The sequence below is a fragment of the Paenibacillus sp. FSL H3-0469 genome (assembly GCF_038051945.1).
Lineage (GTDB): Bacteria > Bacillota > Bacilli > Paenibacillales > Paenibacillaceae > Paenibacillus_AQ.
In genome coordinates, this window is the sequence record NZ_CP150302.1 from 7640518 (window position 1) to 7666498 (window position 25981).

The following is a 25981-nucleotide window of genomic DNA, read 5'->3' on the forward strand; positions in this document are numbered from 1 at the left end:
TCAGTAATCAGCCGTTCACGCGCAGCCGGATCACATTCCAGGAAGCAGCCGGAAGCATTGCACTCACCCGGCCGCCGTCTGCGGCTGCCGTTCCCCGGTTGTGCGGAAGCACATTCGACGGGTTGGAGCGGGTATTGGCCGCCTGAAGATCCTCATGCTCAAGAACCGTGTGCTGAATAACCTCTACAGCGCCGAAGCTCCGCAGATCAACCGCCAGCTCCATGCCTTCGCTCAGATGGCGGTTCACTGCAAACACAGTTACCTCGTTCAGCTCCTCATTATATACACTGACCGCTTCCAGATAAGGAACGTCGGTGAAATCCTTGGAGTCATATTTCGCACTTGTAATCAACGGGTGAAGCACTGTTCCCCGGCCGTAGATGGAGGCATGCATGTAAGGATAATAAGTGGTCTGCAGCCAGAGCGGTCCGCCGTCCTCCGTCATAATCGGTGCAATGACATTAATGAGCTGGGCGATACAAGCCATCTTGACCCGGTCTGCATGCTTGAGCAGGCTGATCAGGCAGCAGCCCACCACCAGCGCATCCTCCAGGGTATAGACATCCTCGAATTCAGGCGGTGCAATCTGCCAGTGCTGCTCAGCACGGCTAGAGCCCTGCGACTTCCACACATTCCATTCATCAAGGGAGAGGTAAATCTTTTTCTTGCTTTTCTTCTTAGCCTTGATATAATCACATACTGCTGCTACGCTGTCGATGAACTGATCCATATCGAGCGATTGGGCCAGGAAGTTCGCTGTATCTCCATCATTGTTATTGTAGTAGGTGTGCAGCGATAGGAAATCTACATTATCGTAGGTGAGATCCAGAACTGTAGCTTCCCATTCGGCAAAAGTACTCATATTGCTGCCCGAGCTGCCGCAGGCGACAAGCTCCAGGGAAGGGTCTACCCAGCGCATCGCTTTAGCGGTCTCATTGGCGAGTCTTCCGTATTCGACTGCAGTTTTGGCTCCAATCTGCCAAGGACCGTCCATTTCATTGCCCAGACACCAGGTGCGGAAATTGTGCGGAGTCTTGTAGCCATGGGAGATCCGCAGGTCGCTCCAGTAAGAGCCGGAGGGATGGTTGCAATACTCGACCAGATTTCTTGCAGCGTCGATCCCGCGGGTGCCGAGGTTCACTGCCATCATCACTTCGGAGCCGGCCAGCTTGGCCCAATCGGCGAATTCATTTGTACCTACCTGATTAGTCTCTGTAACCCACCAGGCAAGTTCAAGAGAGCGCTTCCGTTCTTCTTTGGGTCCGACGCCGTCTTCCCAGTTATAGCCGGATACGAAGTTGCCTCCCGGATAACGGATGATTGGTACGCGTAGTGCCTTAATGGCCTCAAGGGCATCACCGCGGAATCCGTTCGCATCAGCGGTAGGATGTCCAGGCTCATAGATTCCGCCATACACGGCCCGGCCCAAATGTTCAATGAAGGAACCATACAGCCTTGGATCTACCTCGGCCAGCTTGAAGTCTTTGTCGACAATCATCTTGGATTGAATGCTCATAGTTTGAAGCTCCTTTGTGTTAGATTAATGAAATAGCTAATCGTTCAAGCCCGTTTATGATTACATGATACGAATTACGGGGTATACTAAGCAATAATTAATTTCAGGATTAACATAATAACTAATTCAAAGAGCGCGGAGGGCTACCGATGTATTTAACCACAGATTCCGAATCGCTGAAGGTCTATGAAGCACTTGCCAGCGAAGTGCGGCTGCGGATCATCGATCTGCTTAGCAACGAGGAGATGCATATCAAGGAGATTGCAGCCCGGCTGTATCTCAGCAGTGCCATTGTCAGCTCGCATGTAGCGAAGCTGCAGAAGGCGGGCATCGTCAGCTCCCAGATGAAGCGGATCGATGGGGGGACTTATAAATTCTGCTCACTTTCTGCGAATTTCTTGCAGATTAAATTATCCGGGGCCAAAGGAATCGCCCGCAAGGTGGTCGAGGTCTCTGTGCCTGTCGGGCATTACACCGATCTGGAAGCCTCACCGACCTGCGGCATTGCCACCACCGAGAAGCTGATCGGGTATTATGACGACCCGCGTTATTTCCTGGACCCGCAGCGGGTGGATGCCGGCATACTCTGGTTCGCCAAGGGATACGCGGAATATAAGGTTCCGAATTATCTGTTCATGGATCAGACGGTGCAGGAGATTGAGATATCCATGGAGATCGGCTCGGAGGCGCCGAGTGTAAACGAGAAGTGGCCTTCGGATATCTCTTTTATGATGAATGGCATTTCACTTGGCAAATGGACCAGTCCCGGTGACTTCGGCGTAATGAGAGGCCGGCTGACCCCTGCCTGGTGGAAATCGGATGTGAACCAGTACGGGCTGCTGAAGGTGCTCAGAATTAATGCAGGAGGAACTTATATAGACGGCCAGCAGATATCGGCAGTTACCATTGATCAGGTGGGCTGGCAGCAGGATCAGTGGAGCTTCAGGTTCACGGCAGAAGACACCACCCGAAGGCGGGGCGGCTTAACGTTATTCGGGCGCGGCTTCGGGAATTATGAGCAGGATATTGTGTTTCGTGTGTATTATGAGTAAGAGGGGCCTGTCCGGCGAATGGCAAGGGAATGGAAAAGACAAGTACATTGGGAGCTTTGTTCAGATGGGATGTTTGCAAAAGGGGTCCGCGGGTAACTATAACTAAGTAATCCAAATCGCGCACAACTTGCATACAAGGAGGAATTCACATGTCAGATCATTCCGGTAATGAAGCAGACATCCGCAACAAAGAGAATAAAGACGGGGATTCACTCGCAGAACGAAAAAAGATGGAAAACGGTGTGGATATTGAACCGGAAGCCGATGATTGGGAAGCCAAACCGGCCGAAACGGCCCATCCTGACCCGCTGCCTAAGAATTAGGAGCTGGGGTATAGGGTATAAGGCAAATAAGGCATAAGCCAAAAGGCAACATAAGGCAACATAAGGCATATGGCTTATGGACGTAGCAGACTGTCCCTCCGGGGACAGTCTTTTTCTAATGAGAAGCCTAAAATGTATGCGAAAACCGAATACAATGTGCTGGTCCAAACGCAGGAAGTTTTATTAGCATGCGGATGGAGAAACATGAGGAACCGCCTGGGAATTGAATAAAACAGCAGCATCTTAACAGGGTCAGCCATGTGCAGGTCCGCCAGATTTTCCCGTCATAACGTCCGGTTCCTGGAGGCATACTAGCTCCAATTGGAAAATTAATGGGACCGGAGGCGTGAATAACGATGACACCGTTACTTTTACAGCAAAGTTACAGTATAGTGGCTGCATCAAGCCCCTATCTGTTCTATTTCACTGTATATTCGTTCCTGGGGTGGGTCCTTGAAGGCAGCTATAACCTCTACAGCACTGGGACTTTTCGGAAAGAAGGATTCCTCAAAGGGCCATTCAAGCCCATGTATGGCTGCGCACCGCTGCTGCTGCTGGCGGCACATGAAATTAGCCTTCCCTTTCCTTTATTCCTCCTGCTTGCTCTTATCGTCCCTTCGGCGGTTGAATTTGTCAGCGGCTGGCTGCTTAAGGGGATCTTTCGTAGGCAGTGGTGGGATTATTCAGGGATGCCGTTTCAGCTGCAAGGGCATATCTGCCTGAAATTCTCGCTGTATTGGTGGGGACTGTCACTGGCTTGCATCTATGGCTTGCAACCGCTGGTACACTTCCTGTATCTGCATATGGAGCGGATATGGATGCCCATACTTCCCATCGTCCTGCTGCTATTCACAGCGGATCTGCTGTGGACCTTCCGCACCCGCCGCCGCGGGCTGCAATTGCTGGATCATCTGTTGGAACCGCCAGAGCTTGGCGAAGGTTGAAGAGTTAGTGAAGAATGGAAACATGAAAATTACAAAGAACCCACAGATATCTCCGCCTTATGGCTGGAGATATTTTTGGGTTATATAACCTGTCAGACAAGGAATATCATGCAACCATGTCAAATATAGTGCTAACCCGGTTTATCCATAAACCGTGGAGCGGGAGGGCACATGAAGAACTTTTTCAGCAAATATAGCCGGGTTATTATTATTCTTGAAACACTACTTATTGCGGTACTTTCACTATTGCTGATACGGGAAGTCAACAAGCCAGTCCCTCTGGTCAGGGACCAGCGGAACTTGATTACGCATTTTGATCAGCTGGATTTGGACAGAATTACAGAAATGATACATAGATTTAAGGAAGGCAAGGGTGATAACCTCACCATGCTTCAGTGGGGTGTTGACAGCGGGCCGTATATTCATGATTTCTACAACGATGGCAGGGTACTGCACTGGACGGTGGACAACAGCCGGGACTGGGCAGGAGACGGCGGGAAGATTGAGTATGTATGCAGAGCGATCCGGCTTGCCGAGACTATGGAATACTATAGGGTAGAGCTGACGGATTGTGAGAATCAATCGGATGATTTCGTGGTTCATCCGGTTTCTTTCCGCAAGGATGAGCTATAGGCTGGAATTAAGAAGGATATAGGGTCTAATTGGATTCAAGTCAGGAGGAAGCTTCATGTCAATGTCTGAGTATTACCGGGAGCTGAGGGGGAAGGCGGGCAACGGGCTGCTAATGATGCCGTCTGTAGCGGCAGTAGTAAGGGATGAACAGGACAGAATTCTGCTGATCCGCAAAAAGGATGAGACGTTATGGGGCCTTCCGGCCGGAGCGATTGAACCTGGAGAGACTCCGTCCAGGGCGCTGCGCAGAGAGGTGTTCGAAGAGACCGGCTTAATGGTGACGCCTGAACAGATTATCGGCGTATTCGGCGGTGAGAAATTCAGATATGAATATAGCAATGGAGATCAGGTAGAGTACACGGTTATTGTATTTGAATGTATCATTGTTAAAGGCCAGCTCAGAAGCCTGGACGGGGAGGCGGAGGAGCTGAAGTTCTTCAAGGAAGATGAGTTGCCCGGGCTAACCATCCCGTATCCCCCGAAGCTGTTCGTGCGGGATGATGCTGCGCCCAGGAAGGTTATATTTGATTGAGAGAAATAAAGGAGTAGTTTCCAGTGCGGAATTCATTAATACGATCCAGAATGATCTACTGCGGCGCAGTACTCCTGGCCATTGTACTGGGTCTTGGGACCAGGGCATACGGGAACCAGCTGCCGCACTTTGTCAGCGAACACTTTGGGGATGCGATCTGGGCAGGGATGATCTACCTTGCTTCCCGGGTGCTGCTGGTCCGGCATCCGCTATGGATGTCGCTTGCCCTTAGCCTATGCTTCAGCTTCGGAATTGAGTTCAGCCAGCTCTATCAGGCAGAGTGGATTCTGCATGTGCGTGCTACAACCCTGGGCAGCTTGATTCTCGGCCACGGCTTCCTCTGGGTTGATCTGGTCCGGTATACAGCCGGAATCCTGTTCTGCTGGATGGTTGATCAAATCTTACAAAATTGATTCTGGATTATATAGGAAGAAGAATATATATTAAGTGAGGCGATCCGGTCTGTAATAATCTGGAACAAGAAAGCCGGTCATCTGCCGAATGCTGCCTGATTTGGAGATGAGTAACCGTAAATGACAAATAGTTTGTTGGTGGTATGTCTGTTGACTCTGATTATTCATACGGCGGAAACCTTGTCGTATTCGGTGCGTTTTGCCGGAGTGAAGCTGAACAAGATCGCTATCGCCTTATCCCTGACCGGAATTATCGTGCTGGTCTCCAGAACCGCAAATATGGTACAAGGCCCCTTAACGGCGAAGTTCGTAGATTATGCTAAAGCTGACGACAGCTTCCCGCTGCTCAACTATCTGCGGATTATTATGCTGGCATCTTCACTGGGTACATTGATCGCCATTGCGTTGTTTCCGACGTTCGTAGGACTATTCGCAAGAGTGATCTCCAAGCTGGAGATTGAAGGCTCCATTCCCAAGCTTCTGACAAGTGTAACGGTCAGCCAGCTCAAGAATACGCGCAAATATATCCGTAGACCGAAGGTCAGGCTGAGCAGCTTCCGGTATCTTGGAATTCCCAAGCGCTTCATTGTGATGAATGTCTTCGTGACGGCCTTCTACACGGTAGGCGTGTTATCCTCAATGTATGCGGCCAAGCTGTTGCCTGCGTTCAGCACCACTGCTTCCCAGGCATCAGGTCTGATTAACGGGATAGCAACGATACTGCTGACGGTGTTCATCGATCCGCAGCTGGGAATTATCACTCATAAGGCAACCGAGAATGCGCAGTACCGTGACCAGCTCGGGAAGATCTATGTACTCCTGATGGGCTCGCGCTTCCTTGGGTCGCTGCTGGGCCAAGCCCTGCTGGTACCGGGAGCCTTCATCATCACCTGGCTGGTGAAGCTGCTCTAAGCTTCAGAAATAAGCTACTTCGGCAGCTTCAGCTCTGCGGCATGGAGCGCCGTGCTGATCTGTTGCTCCCAGCCGTACAACTGCCCGGCCATGGTACGGATCTCCTTCATCCTGATGTAAGACAGTTTCATCGCAGCCGCAGCCTGGGTGGCGTCTCCCGCCTGGACAGCGGCTTTGTAGCGCTTGTCGGCTTCGGTTCTCTCTGATTGTGCGGCTGAGAAAAGCTTGTTCTGGGCGGCAATCTGCTTCTTGAGCAGGGGGATCGGGGCAAGGGCATCCTTAGCCGGCTTGTTCTTCGCAGCAGTTAACGCTTTGGCTTCTGCCAAGGCTGAGGCGGCCTTCTTCACTTCAGCCCGTGCTGCGGCAGCGGCAGCCTTCAGCTTATTGCGCTTCAGCTCAAGCACGGTGGCACTCTTCAGATTATTTGCCTTACGGGCAGTGGTAATCTGTTTACTGAGAGCAGTGTACTGGTCCAGGAGCGGAGCATGCTTCTTCTGCACGGCTTCCGAGGCAGACTTAAGCTTGGCGAGCTGAGCGGCGTTAGTAGCTTGAAGCTGCTTGTTCACGGCGGCAAGGGCAGTGTTATTCTGCTTGCGCAATTCCTGATTCCGCTGGAGGTCGGACTTCAGCGATGCCTGTAGACCCGTGTAGTCTGTGTACAGGTTATGAATCTCGTCCAGCGCAGCATCCCACCCGGAATCGGCAGAGACACCGGACAAGGGATAGGCCCACAATGACAGTATGATCACCAGCACAGCCATCCTTCGTACAATTCTCCCCGACAAAGGTGTAACAACTCCCTCACTTCTCCAATTCGTGAAGCTCGTGAATCTAAACATTGACTTCAGCTCCTCTGATTGTTCATTTTGGCAATAGACACAAAGAAGCACCTCCAAGAAAGGCATGAACTGCCTGTCCTGCGAGGTGCTTCTCCCGCTTACCATGTGTTACCTGTGCATTTACTATAACCCCGGTGAACCTGCATAGTCAAGCATTTTTGGGAACGTTAGTTCGCGGAATGGGAATTTTATCTTCTTTTTTGTATATGACTCTGCCGGAAAATCTAGTAGAATATATCTGTAGTTTACAATAATATATAAAGTTCGACATCTTGGTACTCACAGGAATGGGAGATGCATTATGCAGCTTAGACATGTGAAAATAAAAGGAACAGGCAAATATTTGCCGGAGCGTGTAGTTAGTGATGCAGAGCTTGATAAGATCCTTGGCACAACACCGGGCTGGGTGAACAAAATCACCGGCGTCGGCACCCGTCATTACGTGGGAACCGATGAAACCGCCTCCTTCATGGGCGCAAGAGCCGCTGAAGCAGCCCTCGCCGACGCAGGCCTCAGCTTCAGTGAGGTCGATTGTCTGGTATGTACGAGCGGAACCAAGGAGCAGCCGCTGCCGAGTACCGCTGTGTTCATTCAGCAGGCCATGGGGCAGGCGGATTCCGGTGTCCCGGCTTTTGATATGGATGCGACTTGTCTCAGCTTTCTGGTAGGGCTTGATGTGATGTCCTACATGGTGGAAGCGGGCAGATATAAGAATGTGCTGCTGGTGGCTACTGAGATTGCATCCGTAGGGCTGAACTGGCAGGATAAGGAGAGCTCAGCCTTGTTCGGTGATGGAGCGGCGGCAGTGGTGATCGGGCCTGCGGAGGCCGGAGATTCCTCGCAGATTCTCCATGCCTCCCTCAAAACCTACAGCAGCGGGGCGCGTTATTCGGAGATTGCCGGAGGCGGGACCAGACTGCATCCCCAGAATTATACAGCCGAGGATGCGCTGCCTTATCTGTTCCATATGGATGGACAGGCTATATTCCGCAAAGCGTCCAAGCTGCTTCCGGATTTCATTGCTGACATGCTGGGCGCCACAGGCAATAAGATGGACGACTTCGCACTGGTCATTCCCCATCAGGGCAGTGCAATGGCTATGCGTCTCCTGCGTAAAAAGCTGGGTATTGCCGAGGAGCGCTTCCTCGACAATACCGCAGGCCATGGCAATACGATTGCAGCGTCCATTCCGATGGGCCTGCATGAAGCTATCCGTCAGGGCCGGATCTCACGCGGAGACCGGATCATGCTGATCGGCACAGCGGCAGGGCTGTCTCTGGGAGGCATGATTATTGATTACTGAGGCCCGGCGTATTCTGATTACCGGCGGGCGCGCTCCGGTGGCCCTGGAGCTGGCAAGGCTGTTCAAGGCCGCAGGACACCGGGTATATGTAGCGGAGAGTGCCGAGTATCACCTGTGCCGGGTATCCTCTGCCGTCGAGGCCAGCTTCCGGGTGCCTGCCCCAAGGCATCAGCCGCAGGCCTATGTCCAGCGGCTGGCTGCGTTAACGGAAGAGCTAGGCATTCACTGCCTGATTCCGACCTGTGAGGAGATTTTCTATGTCTCTGCCGGTCTTGAGCATCTGACGGGGTGCCGTGTACTTACATCAGACCGGAGCATTCTGGCCGGGCTGCACCATAAAGGGGAGTTCATGGTCCTGCTCCGTTCGCTTGGATTCAAGGTCCCGGACACGGTGCTGATCAGCAGTACGGAAGAATGGCGGAGAGCTGTGAAGCAGGCAGCGCAGAGGGGGGAGCATCGGGTCTATAAGCCTGCATATTCCCGCTTTGCGTCGAAGGTCATTCTCCCGGATAAAAGCTCCGCTTCAACTAATCCGCATAGCCGCGTTCCGGGAGAAATAGTGCCTCCAGCCGGACTATCGGCCGAGGCTCCCTGGGTGTCCCAGGAGTACATTCAGGGCAGAGCGGTTTGTACGTACAGCATACTGCACGAAGGCACAGTAGTGGCGCATGCTGCGTATGACAGCAGGTACAGGACGGGGCGCAGCGGGGCCAGCGTGTATTTTGAACCGCTGGAGCATCCTGCGGCTCTGGAATGGGTCCAGCGGTTCGCCGCAGCAACCGGCTTCAGCGGCCAGATCGGATTCGATTTCATCGAACCGGAGAACGGGATGCTGTATCCGATTGAATGCAATCCGCGCGCAACAAGCGGTATTCATCTGTTCACGCCGGAGGAAGGGCTGACGGAGGCGCTGCTGAATCCCGGTCTGCTCGTGCAGAGCGGAACAGTGATTGTTCCGCGTTCAGCCCGTACAGCGATGCTGACACTGCCCATGCTGGGCTGCGGATTTAAGCCGGGACCCGGGGGTCTCCGCAGCTGGAGGCGGGCGCTGCTTGGAGCAGCAGATGTGGTCTACCGCAAGGATGACCGCCGCCCTGCCCGCGAGCAGTTTCGCATAGTATACGCCGCCTGGAAGACAGCCAGGCGGCACCGCATCTCAATCACAGAGGCGTTAACAGAAGATATAGAATGGAATGGTGAGGCATGACCAAAGCGCTGGTAACAGGTGCAACCGGATTTCTTGGACGGCATACCGCCCAGAGGCTGGCCCGGATGGGCTGGGAGGTCTACGCGCAGGGACGCAACCCGGAGCAGGGGAAGCAGCTGGAGCAGGAAGGTGCCGTGTTCCTGGCCGGGGATCTGCGTGACCCGGAGACTGCCTATAGCTTTTGCCGGGAAATGGATGTGGTGTTCCATTGTGCAGCCTTGTCGTCACCCTGGGGCAAATATAAGGAGTTCTATACGTGCAATGTGGAGGCGACAAGCCATATAGTTGAGGGGTGCAAACGGCATCACGTAGGAAGGCTGGTTCATATCTCCACGCCCAGTGTGTATTCCAGACAGCGGTCCCGCTTCGGCATCCGGGAGAGTGATCCGCTTCCCGGCCGTCCGGCCAATGCTTATGCCGCAACGAAGCTGATTGCCGAGCAGGTTGTCCGTCAGGCAGCTCGAGAAGGGCTTGCCGCCTTCATGCTCCGGCCCAGAGCCATATTCGGCCCGATGGACAACGCTTTGTTCCCCCGGCTGCTGGCAGCGAATGAGAGTAAGGGGGTGCCGCTGATGAATGGCGGACAGGCGAGGCTTGATCTCACATGCGTAGATAATGTAGTCGATGCCATGCTGCTCTGCTGTGAAGCCCCGGTCTCTGCAACCGGCAGCGTCTATAATATTACCAATGGTGAGCCGCTAAGGTTCGAAGAGCTGGTTACCCGGCTATTCTCACTGCTCGGGCTGCCGCTGCACACCCGGCGTTTGCCCTACCCGGTAGCTTATACCGCAGCGGCCCTGATGGAGGGGATCTACAAGGTACTGCCTATCCCGGGTGAGCCGCTGCTGACCCGTTATTCTGCAGCCGCACTCGGCATCTCCCAGACACTGGATATTACACTGGCCCGTGAGCAGCTGGGTTATCAACCGCGTATAACAACAGACGAGGGACTTCGCGCCTTTGCAGAATGGTGGAGGGAACAGCAATGATTACAGAAATTCCAGTTGGAGTATCTATATTGTCTGCGGGCTATTGCCTGCATCCCGAGCGGCTGACGCTGCGCGGAGGCACACTGAAGCCGGTTGCCTTCCCGGCAGGTTATGCCCTGATCCGGCATCCGGAATACGGCCCCATCCTGTTCGATACAGGCTACAGCGCGCGTTTCTTCCAAGAGACAGCAAGTCTGCCAGCCTCTCTATACCGTAAGATCACTCCGGTTGTCTACAAGGAGGAAGAGAGTGCAATGCGGCGGTTGCAGGCAGGCGGGATCTCGCCGGAGGAGGTGCGGTATGTGGTGCTGTCGCATTTTCATGCCGACCATATCGGCGGGGTACGGGATTTTCCGCAGGCGCAGTATATTTATTTGCAGAAATCTTACGATGCCGTAAGCGGGCTGGGTCCTGTGCGGGCTACGAAGGCGGGATTCCTGCCCGGGCTGCTGCCGGAGGATTTCAGACTCCGCTCCATTCCTGTGGATGAAGCTTCGGCGAAGCGTGCATTGCCGCAAGGCCTTCCGTTCACGGAAGCCTATGATCTGCTCGGAGACGGCAGCCTGCTGGCGGTTGAGCTGTCAGGCCACGCCGCCGGGATGATCGGCGTATTCGTCTCCACCGGTGAGCATGATTATCTGCTCTGCGCAGATACGGTCTGGTCGAGCCGGGCGTTCCGGGAGAACCGCAAGCCGCACCCGGCAGCAGGCCTGATCATGTCCAGCCGGACAGAATACCACCGCAATTTCGAGCGGCTGCGTCAGCTGCATGAACAATTTCCCCTGCTTCGGATTGTGCCCAGCCATTGCCGTGAGGCGCTTGCGCACTGGGGAACGGGAAGTGTGACATGAAGCGGATCAGGCTGGTGATTACCCATTACATTCTCACCAAGTGGGGCAGACGCTGGAAGAACAGGGCAGCACTTGAGCAATGGCAGGAGAAGCGTATCCGGCTCCATGCAGATAAGGTGAGGCAGCACTCGAAGTTCTACAGGGAGCTGTGGGCAGGCATTCCGTCCAAGGATTGGCGGAGTTTCCCCGTGATCGGGAAGCCGGAGATGATGGAGAATTTCGATCAGCTCAACACAGTTGGCATTACGAAGGAGCAGGCCTTTGCCGAGGCCTATGAAGCGGAGAACAGCAGGAACTTCAAGCCTACGCTGCAAGGCGTCACCGTCGGGTTATCCTCGGGAACCTCCGGCAACCGGGGGATTTTTCTCGTGGGAGAAGAGGAGCAGGCGGCCTGGACCGGTACTGTACTGGCGAAGCTTTTGCCGGGTGGACTGTGGAAGCGGGCGAGAATTGCTTTTTTTCTGCGGGCAAACAGTAATTTGTATGAATCTGTGAAGCAGGGACGGCTGCAGTTCCGTTATTTCGACCTGCTGGAGCCGCTTCCCCGGCTCTTGACCCGTATGAAGGAGTACCAGCCGGATATCTGGATTGCACCGCCGTCCATGCTGCGTCTGCTGGCTGAGGCACAGCAATCGGGCGATATGAATCTGCACCCCCGCCGGATCATTGCGGTTGCGGAAGTGCTGGACCCGCTTGACCGGCAGCAGATTGAGCAGACTTTCGGGCAGAAGGTGCATCAGGCCTATCAGTGTACCGAGGGCTTCCTGGGTGCGACCTGCAGTCATGGAACGCTGCACCTCAATGAAGATATTGTACATATCGGCAAAGAAATGCTGGATGAACAATCACGCCGGTTCGTACCCATTGTGTCCGATTTCTCCAGAAGTGTGCAGCCCATCGTCCGCTACCGGCTGAATGATATTCTGACTGAAGCGGCAGAGCCGTGTCCCTGTGGTTCGCTGTTCACGGCCATTGAGCGGATCGAAGGACGCTGCGATGATATTCTGTATCTGCCCCATGCGGCAGAGAGCACGCACGTTACGGTATTCCCTGATTTCGTTACCCGGGCGGTGCTGGCGGCTTCCGCAGACATTGAACATTACAGGGTCATCCAGCACAGCCTGACTGAGCTGGAAATCTCCTATCGTACACGGACCGGTACCGATGAAGGCACGGAGCAGCAGATTACAACAGAGCTGACGCGCTTGTTCACGAGGCTATCCTGTCGCCCTCCGCAGTTGACTTTTACCGCTTACAGCTTCGTGCCCGGAACTGTGAAGCTGCGCCGGGTGGAGAGGGGCTGGAAGCTGTGAAGAACCGGGTAACACAGTATGACCGCGATTCTGCTCAGGGGCTGGACTGGCCGGATACGGAGTATGGGCGGTATGCCCGGGAGTATCTTACACCGCTGCTGGAGCGGGGAGCGCAACCTTTTATCGATAATGTGAGTACAACTGTTAAGGTGCTGACCATCGATGGGCTGCCGGTTCCGATTACCGTCAATGAAGCAGACTATGACAACTCGTATGTATGCTCACCCTATACTCACTATGTCAGCTATGCGCGTGAGGAGCTGGCCCTGCTCAATAACCGGATGCTAGAGGGCCTATTGTCACTAATGCTCACAGGAGTGGGCTGGATGCTGCGGCAAGCACGGTTTAACCGGGTGGTTCAGGTGAATAACTGGCTGCTGTCCACCAATCTGTATCCTGCCTTAAGTGCGGAACAGCTGACGGCGATACTTGATTACCTCCGCCAGACTTATCCGGGTCATACCTTAATCTATCGTTCGCTTAGCCGGGAGACCTCGGGAGAAATCATCGGCAGACTGCAGGGGTATGGCTGCAAGCTCGTTCCAAGCCGGCAGATCTACCTGCTGCACCCGGATACCGCTGACTCCAAGGCCAGGTGGCTAGTCAAACGTGACATGAAGCTGCTGGCGAAGCATGGCTATACTGAGGTTGGTCCAGAGGAGATCACGCGGGAAGACATTCCCCGCATTGTGGAGCTGTACAGACTGCTGTATATCGATAAATATTCGGCTTATAATCCGCAGTTCACCGAAGCCTATATTGCCATTGCGCTGGAACGGCGAACCTTGCAGATCTACGGTCTGCGTAAGGAAGGAAGGCTGGATGCGGTGCTGGGCTTCTATGAGCGGGAGGGTGCGATGACGGCGCCATTGTTCGGTTATGACACAAGTCTGCCTCAGTCCCTAGGACTCTACCGTATGCTGTCCGCTGTGCTGATCGGGCTTGCAGGCAGCAGGGGGCTACTACTGCACGAGAGCTCCGGCGTCGGCCAGTTCAAGCGCAACCGGGGAGCGACAGGAGCCACTGAATATTCGGCGGTGTATGACCGGGGGACCACTCTGCTGAACCGCTGCGGCTGGTCGATCTTGGAGCTGCTGCTCCGGCGGATCGGCATTCCGCTTATTCAGAAGCTGAAGCTGTAGGCCGGAACAATGAATGTGAGCCAGGAGGCAGAAGATGAACTTAGCTAACCGTACTACCTTGTTCAGGATATTGCTGATTCCCCTGTTCATTGCGCTTTTCCCCATTTACCCGGAAGGATGGGTCAACCAATTCCCGATCCTGCCTATTTAGAGGTGCATGGTGTTTTTTATGCATCCATAGTTTTTATTGTGGCTTCTATAACAGATAAGCTGGACGGGTACGTGGCGAGAAAATATAACCAGACTACCAATTTAGGAAAGCTGCTTGATCCGTTGGCAGATAAGCTGCTTGTTGCCGCCGCGCTGATTCTAATGGTGAGTCTGCATATGATCCCGTCTTGGATTGCTTTTTTAATATTGGCGAGGGAAGTTGTAATGATGGGTGTCCGTATCGCCGCTTCAGCGCAGAAGGTAGCTCTGGCAGCCGATAAATACGGCAAATGGAAAATGGTCCTGCAAGTTGCTGCTATCGCGGCAATTCTTTTGAATAACGCGCCCTTCAGCCTGTTCACTTCCTTTCCTGTTGACCAAACCCTGATGTACGCTGCATTGGTACTAACTGTATACTCGGGTTACAACTACGTTAAGAACAATTATCAGCTGCTGCAATTGGAGACTCATACATCACATCATTAAAAAAGGAGGTGCCCCATGAACACTAATTTAGGCCAGCCCCATGGGCATGAGCCGGTTGCGCTAATTACCGGGACCTCCAGCGGATTCGGGCTGCTGACCGCAATTACGCTGGCCCGCAGAGGGTACCGGGTCATTGCCACCATGCGGGATCTTGGCCGCAGCAAGGAGCTGGTTCAGCAGGCTGAGCATGCGGGTGTGCGGGAGCGCATTCATCTGCTGGCGCTGGATGTGACGGACGAAGTCTCGATTGCGTCTGCCGTTCAGGCTAGTCTTGAGCTTGCCGGCAGAATTGATGTGCTGGTGAACAATGCCGGCTTCGCTGTAGGCGGATTCGTGGAGGAGGTCAGCATGGAGGAGTGGAGGCGGCAGCTGGAGACCAACTTTTTCGGCCTGATTGCTGTAACGAAGGCGGTGCTTCCTCTAATGCGGGTCCAGCGCAGCGGCCTGATCATTAACGTGAGCAGTGTCAGCGGCCTGAGCGGATTTCCGGGCTATGGTCCGTATGCCGCCTCCAAGTTTGCGGTGGAGGGGTTCAGCGAGAGTCTGCGGCAGGAGATGCTCTCTTTTGGCGTCCGCGTTGTACTGGTTGAACCGGGCTCCTTCCGTACCCCCATCTGGGACAAAGGGATTACAGGTATGCACAGAAATGAAGGCTCCCCGTATCATACCAAGCTTGAGGAGGTGCTGCGGTACTCCCGGCGCGCGTCCGAAACGGCTCCCGATCCGCAGGAGGTAGCTGATCTGATTGGACGGATCACTGCCAAACGTGCACCGAAACTGCGCTATCCTGTAGGCCGGGGCTCGCGGGTGCTGATGATCGCCAAGGCCCTGCTTCCCTGGAAGGTGCTGGAGGGGATTATCTCCAAATCACTGCGGGCAATGAAATGATAGCATGACAGAACAGAATGGAGGTGGATGGTTTTGCCGGGAACGGTTGGATTACATATATGCTTTGATGAGCAAGGCCGGGAGATTGAGGTGCTGGATGTGACCCGGGTCGACAAGGACACGTACCGGATTGAGGAGACACCGATTTTTAACCCGGGGATTGCGCTTGGCGACATTATCCGGGTCAGTGAGCGTGAGGGGATCGCGTATTACATTGAGACGGTGAAGAAGTCCGGGCTTGTCCGGTATGCCTGGCTGCTGAGCAAAGAAACGGCGGCTTCCGGCGAGATCCGCAGCTTCACGGAGCGGGTTACAGAGCATGGGGGCAGATGGGAGCAGATCTTCGGCGGACTGCTGGTGATTTATCTGCCTAAGCACTCTGCTGTGGACGCGGAGCTGGAAATGTCGCGGATTATTGAGCATTTTGAAGGCTAATTATACGAATCTGAGGTGAAGGACATTGAAGAAATTCTTGAAGCAGTGGGTGCCGAGCATTGCCATTGGCATTATTCTATCCTTATTTATCCGTACCTACGTAGCGGAAGCAATGCGTGTGCCTACCGGCTCGATGATTCCGACTATAGCAATTAACGACCGGCTTGTGGTGGACAAAATGCTCTGGAATACCTCGCTGAAGCATGGCGATATCGTGGTGTTCCATCCGCCGGTTGCCGAAGATGCGCAGAAAAGATATGTAAAACGGCTGATCGGGCTGCCGGGCGATGTGATTGAGATCAAGGAAGGCAAGCTATACCGCAACCATGAGGCTATTGCCGAGCCGTATCTCCAGGAAGCGATGACCTATACCTTCGGGCCGGTCACCGTTCCCGCAGACCATTATTTTTTCCTGGGAGACAACCGTAACGTCAGCTATGACGCTCACTTATGGGAGACACCGTTCGTAGACAAGGATGCGCTGATCGGCAAAGTACTGTTCGATGTGAACCAGTTGTTCTAAATCCGGTAGTCGACCACCACAACGTTCTCCAGCATTCCCTCCAGCATGGACACGAACTTCTGATGGGCTGGATGAGGCCCGTAGGCACGGAGGGCTTCCTGATTCTCAAAGGTCACGCGGAGCCCCAGCGTATAGCCGTGGACATTCTGCTGCTCTTCGGTTACATTAATGCCTGCTGTAAGGTCAATAATGCCGGGGATTTGCTTTTTCAGCGCCAGCAGAGCTTGTAACAGGTCTTGCTCCTGGCCTTTATCGAATTGCTCATTGAAGCGGAAGACGACGAGATGCTCATACATAATGGATTGATCCCCCTTGGGCAAAGTGTTGGACTACATTAGCGATTATACTACAAATTGGACGGATGGAGGTTGAATGCGTTGACTGGAGATTTCCTGGCCGTAACCGACCGGATCAAAGCGCCTAACCCTGTTAGAGTTTTGATAGGTGTGCTAATTCCCATAATTATTCTGAGGCTGCCCCCTAACCCCGACCCGGATAGACATTTCTATTTAAACTACATCATACAGGTATGGATTGGACTCAGCATTGTGGCCTGTGTCTTCATTCTCATCAACGCGTTGCGGAAGGAAGGTCAGCTTCAGTGGGGGACAGATTCGCTTATTATTCGCAAAAAGCGCATCTCCGCGCAAGGGATTAAAGCCATTTACATAGATGGTCCAATAGTAGGAATATTGCCTGCAGGCAAATGGATTGTCCCGGTTAATCTCTGCTTCAGGTTCACAGAAGACACGGTAGCGGTGAGGAAGAGACTAATGTACTGGGCAGAAGAGAACGAAATTAGGATAAAATACAAGAGATTTGTCAGATGGCTCTGAACAGAATATGGAAAGGCGTCTAAAGACAGGGATTCTATAGAACTAGATTGCTTGGAGTTTGTGACTTTCACCGGATTGTTACTTTACCGTCTGTTGACTATGATCAAGTGGAGCATAACGGAATATTCCTATCATACAAAAGGGGTGCTGGTACTTGAAAGTACATGTCACGGATCTGAAGCACGGTGATTGTCTCATGGCAGACACTTTCAATGGTGTAGGGCTGCACGTTCTCCCCAAGGGGACGCGTGTGGAGCGGGAAGAGATTAGTATCCTGATCCGGCACAAAATTGATTATGTCGATATCGAGCCGCGCAGCGGGCTGAATACGGATGAAGAACCTGCGCCCAGCCACGGGCTGCACGATGATTTTGATCTCGCTATTTTGAATTATGAAGCGATTTTTCTGGAAGCCTTGACGAAAGGCAGCTTCTCGCAATCGGCAGTCGATGATACGCTGAAGCCGCTTCTGGAGACGCTGGAAGGGCAAAAGGATGTTGTCTCCCTGCTGCTTCTGCTGGACCGGGATGACATCGATACATATCACCACTCATTACAGGTGGGCTTATTATCCTATTACATTGCTGCGTGGATGGGTTACTCCAAGGAGGAGCGCTACCAGATCAGCCGTGCCGGCTATCTGCATGATATCGGCAAAAGCCAGGTGCCCCTGTCAATCCTGAACAAGCAGGGTCTGCTTACGGATTCTGAGAAGGAGGAGCTGGCACGCCACACCTTCTATGGTTATGATCTGATCCGCGGCTCCAAAATGGACGAGGTTACCGCGCTGGTAGCTCTCCAGCATCATGAGTATGAGGATGGCTCAGGCTATCCAAATCAGCTGCTCAAAAAAGAGATTCATCCGTACGCCCAGATTGTTTCGGTAGCCAACATCTATATGTCGCTGACCACATCTACTGCGAACCGTCCCAAGCAGGGGCTGGTTACGGTGCTGCGCAAGGTGCATGAGATGGGCTTCGGCAAGCTGAACGAGACGGTGGTGCAGGCATTGACAGGACATTTACTGCCGAGCTTCGTGGGCAAGAATGTACAGCTCAGCAACGGCGAAGTGGGCATGATCGTCATGAACAACCCGCTGGACCTCTTTAAGCCGCTGGTAAAAGTGGGCGAGGGCTTCCGGGACTTGTCGCGTGAGCGCAGCCTGTCCATCGACGAAGTGGTGAACTGAATAACCGGATGAAGAGGCACTGTCCGCAGCGTCCTCTTCTAATGAACGGCCGGACTGTCCTTTTGGACGGTTTGGCTTTTTTTCGTGTGCAGAGAGAAGAAGGGAGGTTGCGTGCAGGAGTCCCTGTGACCAGTGGAAGGTTTGTATTCAAGTCATAGATTGGCTATGATTAATGAGAGAAGGAAGAGTTGCATAGAGATTCTAGTCATTTCTGTGCAGCAGCATAAAGGAGAAATGAAGATGCATACCGACAACCAGTTAGAGAAATTGAAGCAGCTCAAATACGAGCTGACCCGCTTTATGATGATCTATAAGTTCGCTCTTGCCGAGATGGAGACCAAGATTGATATCCTCAAAGAGGAATTCCAGCTGCTTCACGACTATAGTCCGATTGAGCATACCAAGTCCCGGATCAAATCCCCGGAGAGCATTATGAAGAAAATGCTGCGCAAGAACAGTGAGCTGTCCCTCGACCAGATCAGAGCCAGTATTAAGGACATCGCCGGCCTGCGGATCACCTGTTCGTTCATTTCGGATATTTATCAGGTCAGTGCTATGCTGCAGAAGCAGGACGATCTTAAGGTGCTTGAGGTGAAGGATTATATTAAAAATCCGAAGCCGAACGGTTATCAGAGTCTGCATCTGCTGATCGAGGTTCCTGTATTCATGTCTGACTGTCAGGAGCATGTCTGTGTTGAGGTACAGATCCGCACGATTGCTATGGATTTCTGGGCCAGTCTGGAGCATAAAATTTTCTATAAATACAGCCAGGCGGTTCCCGAGCATCTGACCCGTGAACTTAAGAATGCGGCTGACAAGGCGTACGAACTCGATCTGCAGATGGAGCGGCTGCACCGTGAAATTAAGGAAATCAAAGATTCGCAGGAGGACGAAGATCCATTCTCCGAGTTGCGGGATATGATTCTGAACAATCAGCAGTTCAGTCTGCCGGATAATTTTGTTAAGCTGTTGAAGGAATAGAGGATGGCTTGACAGAAAGACATATACATATGGGAGCTATCAAGGGAGCGATTACGGGTTGAGCGACAAGCATCTTCGTAATTGCAGTGAACCAGGCGGTTTGTTCAAGCAGGGGAGATAAGCTTGCCCTGTTCTCTGGGGATACCTCCCGGTACCATGTAATGGATTCAATTGCTGATCAGATAAGGAGACGGGTCCATGCAGTCATTCAAAGTGATTAGTCTGGATATGTTCCAGACCCTGGTGAATATTGAGAGCAGGCGGGCAGAGGTCTGGAGGCCGATTCTCAAGCAGGAGTTCAGTGAAGCAAGGGCACTGCAGCTGGGCAAGCAATTGCTGAGCCGTTATTATGCCGCAGCCTGCGAAGCACGGGATACGGGTACTTTTATCAGCAGCAGAGAAATTTATTACAGAGGGTTTCAGAACGTATTCCAGGAGTCCGGCTTGGATTACGATTGTGAGCAGGCAGTGGATAACCTCTTTGCACAGCACCGGCTGTCTGAAATGTATGATGACACTGAGGCCTTCTTACAGCGCATATGCCGGGATTATCAGGTATGTATTGTGAGTGATACAGATGATCTTATGCTTCCTGAGTTCTACCGGAATTATCCCATCTTACTGTTCACTTCGGAGACGTATCAGTCGTATAAGAATGACGCGTATAACCGTATGTTCACTGAGGTGCTAGCCCACTATGGGGTGGAGCCGGAGCAGATTATCCATATTGGAGACTCTGTATCAGATATTCTTGGAGCGGCCAGAGCCGGAATCAAGTCCTGTTGGCTCAACCGGAACGGTCAGTCCTGGGAGCTTGAAGTCAAGCCTGATGTTACAGCGGGAACACTGGAAGAGGCCTATGGGCTGATATCCAATGAACAATAACAAAGGAGCTGTGAGCGAAATGAACGACAATGTGGAAGAGCAGGAACTGGAGTTGTTAAAATACCCGATTGGAAGATTCGCCGCTAAGGGGAACCGGACAGCAGAAGTGCGGGAAGCATCCGTTGCCGTCTTTAGGCAGCTGGCAGAGGAGCTGCGGGCAGCAGTAGAGCCGCTAACGGCTGAACAGCAGCATACGCCTTACCGGCCGGGCGGCTGGACCGTGATTCAGGTCGTGCATCATCTCGCCGATACGGGGATGTATGCATATCTCCGCTTCAAGCGGGGGCTGACGGAGGAAGCGCCGCTGGTTCCAAGCTACAGACAGGATCTGTGGGCGGAACTGGACGATTCTTCCAATGAACCGGTGGAATCCTCACTTCAGCTCATCGGACTGCTTAATCGCAGATTCGCGACCTTACTGGAATCCTTGCAGCCTGAGGATTATGAACGGACCATCGTAAGCGGTGGTCTGGGTGAGATGACACTGGATGCCGCCGTGGAGAGGTACATCTGGCACAGCCGCCATCATATCGCGCAGATTACAGCATTGATCCAGCGAAGCGGCTGGTAAGTGATAACTTTGTTTTAGCATAAAAAGACGGAGAGGTTGTGTACTCTCCGTCTTTTTATTTTGTCCGGGATAGGAGAAGGGTGTGGAGGCCCGACGAGAAAACGAGGAGTCTTGAATGTATGCGGAAACCGCATACATTCAAGCGGACACTGAGCCTACAGGCAAAATGTATGTGAAAAACAGCATACAATAGAGCGGAAGCGGGCCTCCGGGCAATACGTATGTGGAAATCAGCATACATTCGGGCAGATATGGTCCTCCGGGCAAAATGTGTGTGGAAAACACCATACATATGGGCAGCTACGGGTCCTCCGGGCAAAATGTATGCGGAAAACAGCATACATTAGCATAGGGCGGCTGCGGGCCCTACGAGACGCTGCTCCTTTTAGGGTTGCAGCCCCATCCAGCCCAGCCCGTCCGCCCAATCCATTGTCTAATCGCGCATTCAGCTATTCAATTCCGCTTAAGCTGCAATTTTAGTGTGCGGCGGAGCTATTCATCGTCACCTGGGCATGGGCGGATACATATCCTATAACCAGAACGATAAAAAACGGCCCCGAGGAAAGGACGGATATGTGTGACCTCTTATATGGACTATACGTCGCCCAATACACAGTTTACGTTTGATATGAACGGCAACACCTTATTCAAGAAGGATGATTGCAATTATATCAACGTACTGGGCGTCAAAAATCTGAACACCCTGGAGAATACCTCGCTGCTCGATATCTATCTCAGCAGATCCAATGTGGTCGAGCCGCATTATCATCAAAATGCTGCTGAGCTGGTGTATTGTATCTCGGGCGCGGCTGTGGTGTCGCTGATCAATCCGTTTACAAACGAGCTGCTGCATTTTCCGATCACTCCGGGCCAGGTTGCCAATGTACCGCAGGGCTGGTGGCATTATGAAGTGGCCACGATGGATTGCACCCATCTGCTGGCGATCTTCGATGCCCCTACACCGGAAGTTATCCTCGGCTCGGATCTTCTGAGCCTAACCCCGGCTAATGTGCTGGCACATACCTACTGCCTCAATGAAGCGCTGGTTAAGGAAGCACTCGCTCCGGTGAAGCCTCAGACCTTCATTGGTCCGCCTGCGGATTGCTGTCCTCCTGCGAAGGCGGCAGCCGAGAATATGAAGGGAACCCACCCTGCTTCCGCCAATATGGCTCCGCTGCCGATGATGGCTAATGCCAACATGCCGCCTTATATGCACCAGCAGCAGGCTCCGCAATCCTTCGGCTACCAGCCGATGGCGGTACACGGTTATTGTGCTCAGCCGTACGCCCAGCCCTACCGCCAGCAGCACTACTTCCAGGCTCCTCCGCAAGCTGTGCATGAGGCTGGAGCCGAATAACAGAAATCCACACAGCACAAACGGCAGCGTATTCTGTGAATGCAGAATGACGCTGCCGATTTTTTTGCAAATATAAGAACTTATAGGTTTCACACGATAACTTATCCTTCAATGATGCTTATCTGGAACCTGGAAGGAACGCAGATAATTCTGAATATCCTCCTGCGGGGTTTCGAGCAGATCGGCCAGCATGCTTTGGATAGCGTACAGGGCGGCAACCTTTTCGTCGATTTCGGTGATTTTGTCGCGGACGAGTTCCTTCAGGGTGTCTTCATCCATCTTCGAGCCGAGCAGGGCAAGTGCCGCCTGGATTTCTCTCAGTGAATAACCCAGGGACTGGGCATCCTTAATGAACTTCAGCTTGACCAGATAATCAGCAGAGTAGATCCGGTATCCCTTCGCGGTCCGCTCCGGGGCTGGCAGGATGCCGCTGTCCTCATAGTAACGGATGGTTGCTGCACTCAGCCCCGACTGCCGCGCCAGCTCTCCACGGGTCATTCCCTTCATCTGGTAATCCCTCCTGTATTCGATATCTATCTACTCTACGGTCTCTTGTGCGTGTAGGCCGTGTCAAAGATTACTTCCGGGTATTCGGCCGACGGACCGTTTAGCAGCGCCTGCGGCTCATCTAGCAGATACTGATCGAAGAACGACCGGACATAGGCTCTGCTTAAATCTACAGTATGCACCGGATCAAGACCGTTGGCGAATAAGGAGGGTGACAGCAGGGCTATATCCGTAAAACTCTGGTGAATGAAATGATCCACCGTCAGATAATAGGTATCCCTGGTGCTGCGGCTCATGACCGACTTCAGATCCGGCGTGAATTCTTCATAGATCAAGGGATCTGTATTCGCTTCGGGATGTGCAAGGTGCTGCGCACTCGTTCCGGTCATCATGTACATAAAAGGCTGCGTCAGCCCTTCATGGGCAACTTGTCCCCAGAACCCGCCCTCCAGACTGACACCTGCCTTGAAGCGCTTGTCCTGGGCTAAAGCTTCGGCGGTTGTAGCCCCGCCATAGGAATGGCCGAAGATTCCTGCACGGCTGAGATCAAGCCTGTCCTGGAATAATCCATTCGGGTCTTGGGTATTCCAAGCCGTCAGGGTGTCCAGCACAAAGCTGGCATCCCCTGCACGGATGGCAATTCCGTTCACATTGTAGCTGTAGAGCTCTGCGGAAGTATCAAACTTCGGATCAGGCACGTAATTGACCGAAGCACCGTCCGGGTAAGTGACCTTGGCTGAGGTATAAGGATGATCCAGCCCTACGACAATATAGCCGTGACTGACCAGTTCTTCGATAATTGACATACTCTGAAATCTGGTGGAGCGGATCCCCGGCGAGAACAGCAGGACCGGATAGCGGGCTTCTTGTACCGAGAGCTGCACTCCAGCTGTAACATGTGTAGGAATATGGGTGACATGGCTGAATAGCTGCTTCGGCAATCCGAATACAAGACTGATCGCTTCGCCCAGTGCGGAGGGATAATGCTCCTTAGGCTTACCTGCAGTCTGGTCAGGATCGGCCGGATACCATACATTTACCATCAGCTTCCGATTGCCGCCTTCCTCAGCGCTTAGTGTCTCGTCACGCTGCTCATCGGTAAGCTCCCGCGCAATCGTCCCGATGGCATATTTCCCTGTTGGCTCGGGTAGTGTGAACATGGGCAGCAGCCTGGCCGCATAGACGGATAATCCTGAAAGAAGAAGGACCAGGATAAGCAGGAGACTCTTCCATAGCTTCGCATACCGTTTAGGCTGGCCCGTCCGGGCACGCTTTATAAGTCTGAATCCTAGTATGGTCAACAGTCCCAGCGCTGCGGCGTAGGCCGGAGCCATCTGGATGCGGTAATTCTCCAGCAACCCATGTAGCACCACAGCTATAACGACAGCCAGCAGCATAAGGGTATCCAGCCTCCGGTTTTTCTTTGGGCCAATCATTCCTGCCGTAACAGCCAGAATCACAACTATGACTGCAATCTCAAATAATCTCATTTGACCTACCTCCAACTCTATTCATCTGGAACAATTAGAGTATAAAGGTTGAAGTGTACTTCAAGGTCAAGGCTTAATTTCTAGGATAAGCGGACAAGCACGCGGCCACGGGTGCCCGACTGGAGAATATCCTGAAGTGCCAATGGCAGCTCAGTCAGAGAAATCTCACGGTCCACCAGCGTATCCAGCACCGCAGGCTTCATGTCGCCTGCCATGCGCTGCCAGAGCTGGGCCCGTTTCTCCATAGGGCAAGCTACGGAATCGATGCCGAGCAGACTGACTCCGCGCAGGATAAACGGCAGGACGGTGGTCGGGACAGCCGTGCCTGCGGTTAAGCCGCTTGCGGCCACTGCGCCGCCGTAGGCGATTTTGCTCAGGACAGCAGCCAGCGGGGCACCTCCGACTGAATCTACGGCAGCCTGCCAGAGCTGCTTGTCCAGCGGCTTCACCGCACTGCCCGCGACCTCTTCGCGGGAGATGACCTCAGCAGCACCCAGCGCCTGCAGATATCCGGCTTCAGCCGTTCTGCCGGTACTGGCAGTGACCTGATAGCCCAGCTTCGCCAGGATAGCGGTCGCCGCACCTCCGACACCGCCGGTGGCACCGGTAACGAGCACTTTTCCCTGGTCAGGGGTCATGCCTTGTGCTTCCAGCGCTTGCACAGACAGCGCCGCCGTGAATCCGGCCGTGCCGTAGATCATCGCTTCCCGCAGCGTCAAGCCCTCCGGGAGTTCAACAACCCAATCCGCAGGGATGCGGGCGTATTCGCTGAAGCCGCCGAAGTGGGAAACGCCGATCCCATAGCTGGTGGCAATGACAGACTGGCCTTCGCGGAAACGGCTGTCCTTCGATGAGACTACCGTTCCTGACAGGTCAATCCCCGGAATGAACGGATAATTTCGCACAATATTCCCATTCGGGATGCTTGCCAGCCCGTCTTTATAGTTTACACTGGAATAAGCTACCTTAATTAACACTTCACCAGCGGGCAGTTCCTCCAGGGATACCGGTCTGATCTCAACGGAGAATGGTTCTGTCTTGTCCACTACCAATGCTTGAAAAGGCTTCGTCATATCTTCTCTCTCCTAATTCGTGCTGTATTTGTTCAAACATAAGAATTCATAGGCTTCACACCATTACTATTGTGCCCCGTCAATCTAGGAAACACAATGATATGCCACACTAAATGGTTACAAAGGAGTGTTCATATGAGGGCGAAATTGCATAAAAGCGTGCTTATCGCAGCAATCTGTCTCGTTTTGGGCGGGGGAGCATTGTACGTATCCGCAACATCTGATTCCGGTCCGGCAGTACAGAGGCTGCGTCTAAGTGAGGATGAGCCTGCGCGGTATCTGCAAGGGCTTGCGGCTGTAACTCTGGATCGGCTGGAGCTGACGCTTGGTGATCAGAGCCGTCCGGGTAATTATATCAGTATTCCTAACCATACAGAGCTGCTATGGAGGAAGCCTGTGCAGACACCGGCAGGCCAAGGGGAACTGATCAAGTTCATACAGGAGGGGAGTGCGGTCTATCCAGCCCCTGAAGTTACTTATTATTGGCTCTGTTATCAGCGTCCCGGCAAGAGTGAGAGCGATGATACCGTCACCTACTATATAGAAGCGAAAGTATTGGGGCAAGATGAAGAGGCTGCGGAAGCAGAGCTGCTAGAGCTGGCCGAGAACTGGGAAATTCCCGGTTAACCCGGATTTAATTG

General features: G+C 53.1%; 30 protein-coding genes. 24 read left to right on the forward strand and 6 right to left on the reverse strand.

The genetic code is table 11. The features are described from left to right. Nucleotides 1-7 precede the first annotated feature (7 nt). On the reverse strand, nucleotides 8-1516 hold the full coding sequence (locus NSS83_RS33020; protein ID WP_341186446.1) for an alpha-N-arabinofuranosidase: 1509 nt from the start codon (nucleotides 1514-1516) through the stop codon (nucleotides 8-10). Nucleotides 1517-1665: 149 nt separating this feature from the next. Here NSS83_RS33020 and NSS83_RS33025 point away from each other — a divergent pair, with 149 nt between their 5' ends. The 7 genes from NSS83_RS33025 to NSS83_RS33055 all read left to right on the forward strand — a co-directional run bounded on the left by NSS83_RS33025 (nucleotide 1666) and on the right by NSS83_RS33055 (nucleotide 6325). Next, nucleotides 1666-2568: an ArsR family transcriptional regulator gene (locus NSS83_RS33025; protein ID WP_341186445.1), complete on the forward strand. Its 903-nt coding sequence runs from the start codon at nucleotides 1666-1668 to the stop codon at nucleotides 2566-2568. A gap of 149 nt (nucleotides 2569-2717) precedes the next feature. Continuing rightward, complete coding sequence (locus tag NSS83_RS33030; RefSeq protein ID WP_179090391.1) at nucleotides 2718-2891, forward strand: hypothetical protein; 174 nt, start codon at nucleotides 2718-2720, stop codon at nucleotides 2889-2891. A 356-nt stretch (nucleotides 2892-3247) separates the two neighbouring features. Beyond that, nucleotides 3248-3835, forward strand: a complete 588-nt coding sequence (locus NSS83_RS33035; protein WP_341186444.1) for a putative ABC transporter permease — start codon at nucleotides 3248-3250, stop codon at nucleotides 3833-3835. Nucleotides 3836-4006: 171 nt separating this feature from the next. Continuing rightward, complete coding sequence (locus NSS83_RS33040) at nucleotides 4007-4468, forward strand: hypothetical protein (protein ID WP_341347394.1); 462 nt, start codon at nucleotides 4007-4009, stop codon at nucleotides 4466-4468. A gap of 55 nt (nucleotides 4469-4523) precedes the next feature. After that, on the forward strand, nucleotides 4524-5000 hold the full coding sequence (locus tag NSS83_RS33045; RefSeq protein ID WP_341186442.1) for an NUDIX domain-containing protein: 477 nt from the start codon (nucleotides 4524-4526) through the stop codon (nucleotides 4998-5000). Between the two features lie 23 nt (nucleotides 5001-5023). Next, nucleotides 5024-5413, forward strand: a complete 390-nt coding sequence (locus NSS83_RS33050) for a DUF2809 domain-containing protein (protein ID WP_341186441.1) — start codon at nucleotides 5024-5026, stop codon at nucleotides 5411-5413. A gap of 120 nt (nucleotides 5414-5533) precedes the next feature. Further along, nucleotides 5534-6325: a lipid II flippase Amj family protein gene (locus NSS83_RS33055; RefSeq protein WP_076154567.1), complete on the forward strand. Its 792-nt coding sequence runs from the start codon at nucleotides 5534-5536 to the stop codon at nucleotides 6323-6325. A gap of 14 nt (nucleotides 6326-6339) precedes the next feature. Here the strand turns inward: NSS83_RS33055 and NSS83_RS33060 are convergent, their stop codons facing one another. After that, nucleotides 6340-7164, reverse strand: a complete 825-nt coding sequence (locus NSS83_RS33060) for a hypothetical protein (protein WP_341186440.1) — start codon at nucleotides 7162-7164, stop codon at nucleotides 6340-6342. A gap of 301 nt (nucleotides 7165-7465) precedes the next feature. On the opposite strand from NSS83_RS33060, the gene NSS83_RS33065 reads away from it, so the two are divergent. The 10 genes from NSS83_RS33065 to lepB all read left to right on the forward strand — a co-directional run bounded on the left by NSS83_RS33065 (nucleotide 7466) and on the right by lepB (nucleotide 16451). Next, a complete protein-coding gene (locus tag NSS83_RS33065; protein ID WP_341186439.1) occupies nucleotides 7466-8467 on the forward strand; it encodes a beta-ketoacyl-ACP synthase III in 1002 nt (333 codons plus the stop codon). After that, nucleotides 8457-9674, forward strand: coding sequence for an ATP-grasp domain-containing protein (locus NSS83_RS33070; RefSeq protein ID WP_341347395.1), 1218 nt, complete (start codon nucleotides 8457-8459; stop codon nucleotides 9672-9674). The genes NSS83_RS33065 and NSS83_RS33070 overlap by 11 nt, the downstream gene beginning before the upstream one ends. Then, a complete protein-coding gene (locus NSS83_RS33075) occupies nucleotides 9671-10663 on the forward strand; it encodes an SDR family NAD(P)-dependent oxidoreductase (RefSeq protein ID WP_341347396.1) in 993 nt (330 codons plus the stop codon). The genes NSS83_RS33070 and NSS83_RS33075 overlap by 4 nt, the downstream gene beginning before the upstream one ends. Then, the gene (locus NSS83_RS33080; RefSeq protein WP_341347397.1) at nucleotides 10660-11514 is read left to right on the forward strand and encodes an MBL fold metallo-hydrolase; all 855 of its coding nucleotides are present in this window, start codon (nucleotides 10660-10662) and stop codon (nucleotides 11512-11514) included. The genes NSS83_RS33075 and NSS83_RS33080 overlap by 4 nt, the downstream gene beginning before the upstream one ends. Further along, the gene (locus NSS83_RS33085) at nucleotides 11511-12827 is read left to right on the forward strand and encodes a F390 synthetase-related protein (protein ID WP_341186435.1); all 1317 of its coding nucleotides are present in this window, start codon (nucleotides 11511-11513) and stop codon (nucleotides 12825-12827) included. Before NSS83_RS33080 ends, NSS83_RS33085 begins: the two co-directional genes overlap by 4 nt. Continuing rightward, a complete protein-coding gene (locus tag NSS83_RS33090) occupies nucleotides 12824-13969 on the forward strand; it encodes a GNAT family N-acetyltransferase (protein WP_341186434.1) in 1146 nt (381 codons plus the stop codon). Before NSS83_RS33085 ends, NSS83_RS33090 begins: the two co-directional genes overlap by 4 nt. Before the next feature lie 117 nt (nucleotides 13970-14086). Further along, a complete protein-coding gene (gene pgsA, locus NSS83_RS33095; RefSeq protein ID WP_341347398.1) occupies nucleotides 14087-14605 on the forward strand; it encodes a CDP-diacylglycerol--glycerol-3-phosphate 3-phosphatidyltransferase in 519 nt (172 codons plus the stop codon). Between the two features lie 15 nt (nucleotides 14606-14620). After that, entirely contained in the window at nucleotides 14621-15493 is an 873-nt protein-coding gene (locus tag NSS83_RS33100; protein ID WP_341347399.1) for an SDR family oxidoreductase, read from the forward strand. A 33-nt stretch (nucleotides 15494-15526) separates the two neighbouring features. Continuing rightward, nucleotides 15527-15928: a DUF4265 domain-containing protein gene (locus NSS83_RS33105; RefSeq protein ID WP_341186431.1), complete on the forward strand. Its 402-nt coding sequence runs from the start codon at nucleotides 15527-15529 to the stop codon at nucleotides 15926-15928. Nucleotides 15929-15953: 25 nt separating this feature from the next. Continuing rightward, nucleotides 15954-16451, forward strand: a complete 498-nt coding sequence (lepB, locus tag NSS83_RS33110) for a signal peptidase I (protein ID WP_341347400.1) — start codon at nucleotides 15954-15956, stop codon at nucleotides 16449-16451. On the opposite strand, the gene NSS83_RS33115 is transcribed toward lepB, so the two are convergent. Continuing rightward, nucleotides 16448-16747, reverse strand: a complete 300-nt coding sequence (locus NSS83_RS33115; RefSeq protein ID WP_341347401.1) for a Dabb family protein — start codon at nucleotides 16745-16747, stop codon at nucleotides 16448-16450. The genes lepB and NSS83_RS33115 overlap by 4 nt on opposite strands. An 81-nt stretch (nucleotides 16748-16828) precedes the next feature. On the opposite strand from NSS83_RS33115, the gene NSS83_RS33120 reads away from it, so the two are divergent. The 6 genes from NSS83_RS33120 (at nucleotide 16829) to NSS83_RS33145 (ending at nucleotide 22270) form a co-directional block, all read left to right on the forward strand. After that, a complete protein-coding gene (locus NSS83_RS33120) occupies nucleotides 16829-17287 on the forward strand; it encodes a hypothetical protein (RefSeq protein ID WP_341347402.1) in 459 nt (152 codons plus the stop codon). A gap of 154 nt (nucleotides 17288-17441) precedes the next feature. Then, a complete protein-coding gene (locus tag NSS83_RS33125) occupies nucleotides 17442-18476 on the forward strand; it encodes an HD domain-containing phosphohydrolase (RefSeq protein ID WP_341186427.1) in 1035 nt (344 codons plus the stop codon). Nucleotides 18477-18716: 240 nt separating this feature from the next. After that, a complete protein-coding gene (locus NSS83_RS33130; RefSeq protein ID WP_340754267.1) occupies nucleotides 18717-19457 on the forward strand; it encodes a GTP pyrophosphokinase family protein in 741 nt (246 codons plus the stop codon). A gap of 198 nt (nucleotides 19458-19655) precedes the next feature. Further along, nucleotides 19656-20342 carry an HAD family hydrolase gene (locus NSS83_RS33135; protein ID WP_341186426.1) on the forward strand — a complete coding sequence of 229 codons (687 nt, stop codon included), beginning with the start codon at nucleotides 19656-19658 and terminating at the stop codon, nucleotides 20340-20342. 19 nt (nucleotides 20343-20361) lie between these two features. After that, entirely contained in the window at nucleotides 20362-20913 is a 552-nt protein-coding gene (locus tag NSS83_RS33140; protein WP_341347403.1) for a YfiT family bacillithiol transferase, read from the forward strand. A 577-nt stretch (nucleotides 20914-21490) separates the two neighbouring features. Then, the gene (locus NSS83_RS33145) at nucleotides 21491-22270 is read left to right on the forward strand and encodes a cupin domain-containing protein (RefSeq protein WP_341186424.1); all 780 of its coding nucleotides are present in this window, start codon (nucleotides 21491-21493) and stop codon (nucleotides 22268-22270) included. Between the two features lie 108 nt (nucleotides 22271-22378). Here the strand turns inward: NSS83_RS33145 and NSS83_RS33150 are convergent, their stop codons facing one another. From NSS83_RS33150 to NSS83_RS33160, 3 genes are all read right to left on the reverse strand, one after another. After that, entirely contained in the window at nucleotides 22379-22777 is a 399-nt protein-coding gene (locus NSS83_RS33150) for a MerR family transcriptional regulator (protein ID WP_341347404.1), read from the reverse strand. A 35-nt stretch (nucleotides 22778-22812) separates the two neighbouring features. After that, nucleotides 22813-24267 (reverse strand): prolyl oligopeptidase family serine peptidase, encoded by a 1455-nt coding sequence (locus NSS83_RS33155; RefSeq protein WP_341186422.1) that lies wholly within the window; start codon nucleotides 24265-24267, stop codon nucleotides 22813-22815. Between the two features lie 80 nt (nucleotides 24268-24347). Then, a complete protein-coding gene (locus NSS83_RS33160) occupies nucleotides 24348-25340 on the reverse strand; it encodes an acryloyl-CoA reductase (protein WP_341186421.1) in 993 nt (330 codons plus the stop codon). A gap of 135 nt (nucleotides 25341-25475) precedes the next feature. On the opposite strand from NSS83_RS33160, the gene NSS83_RS33165 reads away from it, so the two are divergent. Beyond that, entirely contained in the window at nucleotides 25476-25967 is a 492-nt protein-coding gene (locus NSS83_RS33165) for a hypothetical protein (protein WP_341186420.1), read from the forward strand. The last annotated feature ends 14 nt before the right edge of the window (nucleotides 25968-25981 follow it).

Coding starts and splice junctions, on each gene's coding strand:
- NSS83_RS33020 (WP_341186446.1), bottom strand. CDS start 1,516: ATGAGCATTCAATCCAAGATGATTGTCGACAAAGACTTCAAGCTGGCC.
- NSS83_RS33025 (WP_341186445.1), top strand. CDS start 1,666: ATGTATTTAACCACAGATTCCGAATCGCTGAAGGTCTATGAAGCACTT.
- NSS83_RS33030 (WP_179090391.1), top strand. CDS start 2,718: ATGTCAGATCATTCCGGTAATGAAGCAGACATCCGCAACAAAGAGAAT.
- NSS83_RS33035 (WP_341186444.1), top strand. CDS start 3,248: ATGACACCGTTACTTTTACAGCAAAGTTACAGTATAGTGGCTGCATCA.
- NSS83_RS33040 (WP_341347394.1), top strand. CDS start 4,007: ATGAAGAACTTTTTCAGCAAATATAGCCGGGTTATTATTATTCTTGAA.
- NSS83_RS33045 (WP_341186442.1), top strand. CDS start 4,524: ATGTCAATGTCTGAGTATTACCGGGAGCTGAGGGGGAAGGCGGGCAAC.
- NSS83_RS33055 (WP_076154567.1), top strand. CDS start 5,534: ATGACAAATAGTTTGTTGGTGGTATGTCTGTTGACTCTGATTATTCAT.
- NSS83_RS33060 (WP_341186440.1), bottom strand. CDS start 7,164: ATGTTTAGATTCACGAGCTTCACGAATTGGAGAAGTGAGGGAGTTGTT.
- NSS83_RS33065 (WP_341186439.1), top strand. CDS start 7,466: ATGCAGCTTAGACATGTGAAAATAAAAGGAACAGGCAAATATTTGCCG.
- NSS83_RS33075 (WP_341347396.1), top strand. CDS start 9,671: ATGACCAAAGCGCTGGTAACAGGTGCAACCGGATTTCTTGGACGGCAT.
- NSS83_RS33080 (WP_341347397.1), top strand. CDS start 10,660: ATGATTACAGAAATTCCAGTTGGAGTATCTATATTGTCTGCGGGCTAT.
- NSS83_RS33085 (WP_341186435.1), top strand. CDS start 11,511: ATGAAGCGGATCAGGCTGGTGATTACCCATTACATTCTCACCAAGTGG.
- pgsA (WP_341347398.1), top strand. CDS start 14,087: ATGGGTCAACCAATTCCCGATCCTGCCTATTTAGAGGTGCATGGTGTT.
- NSS83_RS33100 (WP_341347399.1), top strand. CDS start 14,621: ATGAACACTAATTTAGGCCAGCCCCATGGGCATGAGCCGGTTGCGCTA.
- NSS83_RS33115 (WP_341347401.1), bottom strand. CDS start 16,747: ATGTATGAGCATCTCGTCGTCTTCCGCTTCAATGAGCAATTCGATAAA.
- NSS83_RS33130 (WP_340754267.1), top strand. CDS start 18,717: ATGCATACCGACAACCAGTTAGAGAAATTGAAGCAGCTCAAATACGAG.
- NSS83_RS33135 (WP_341186426.1), top strand. CDS start 19,656: ATGCAGTCATTCAAAGTGATTAGTCTGGATATGTTCCAGACCCTGGTG.
- NSS83_RS33140 (WP_341347403.1), top strand. CDS start 20,362: ATGAACGACAATGTGGAAGAGCAGGAACTGGAGTTGTTAAAATACCCG.
- NSS83_RS33150 (WP_341347404.1), bottom strand. CDS start 22,777: ATGAAGGGAATGACCCGTGGAGAGCTGGCGCGGCAGTCGGGGCTGAGT.
- NSS83_RS33155 (WP_341186422.1), bottom strand. CDS start 24,267: ATGAGATTATTTGAGATTGCAGTCATAGTTGTGATTCTGGCTGTTACG.
- NSS83_RS33160 (WP_341186421.1), bottom strand. CDS start 25,340: ATGACGAAGCCTTTTCAAGCATTGGTAGTGGACAAGACAGAACCATTC.
- NSS83_RS33165 (WP_341186420.1), top strand. CDS start 25,476: ATGAGGGCGAAATTGCATAAAAGCGTGCTTATCGCAGCAATCTGTCTC.